At 30.1% G+C, this 571-nt stretch carries 1 protein-coding gene; it reads right to left on the bottom strand.

Annotated elements, in window-relative coordinates; all coding sequences use genetic code 11:
* A partial coding sequence (locus GQX97_RS14260; RefSeq protein WP_157152362.1) for a UDP-3-O-(3-hydroxymyristoyl)glucosamine N-acyltransferase occupies positions 1–571 on the bottom strand: 571 nt, incomplete at both ends.

The following is a 571-nucleotide window of genomic DNA, read 5'->3' as shown; positions in this document are numbered from 1 at the left end:
ATTTACTGCTTCCTGCAATTCCAACTTGTGATACAATGATAGAATGCTCTCCTATGTCGCAGTTATGAGCAATTTGAACTAAGTTGTCTATTTTTACGCCTTCTCTAATAATTGTAGAGCCTAAAGTAGCCCTATCTATACAAACATTAGCACCTATTTCAACATCATTTTCTATAACAACATTTCCCCTTTGAGGAATTTTCATCTGCTTTCCATTAACTTCAAAAAATCCAAAACCATCATTGCCAATAACAGTAGATGAACCTATTATAACATTGTTTTTTATTATGCATCTGTCATGTATAGAAACATTTGAATGTATAATGCAATTCTCTCCTATTTCAACATCATCTCCCAAAAATACTCCGCTCTCTATTACACTTCCTTTAGCAATTTTTACATTCTTCCCAATATGGGCATTATCTCCTATATAGGTTTCTTTATCTATTTTTGCATTATCTTTTATAACAGCAGTACTTTCTACTGTACCTAATGGATATTTTTTATCTTCAAATAAAATATAACTTTCTACTGTACCTAATGGATATTTTTTATCTTCAAATAAAATATA

The sequence above is a fragment of the Brachyspira sp. SAP_772 genome (assembly GCF_009755885.1).
Taxonomy (GTDB): Bacteria; Spirochaetota; Brachyspiria; order Brachyspirales; family Brachyspiraceae; genus Brachyspira.
The sequence above is the reverse complement of the archived record's forward strand: the minus strand, read 5'-3'. Positions and strand labels throughout refer to the sequence as shown.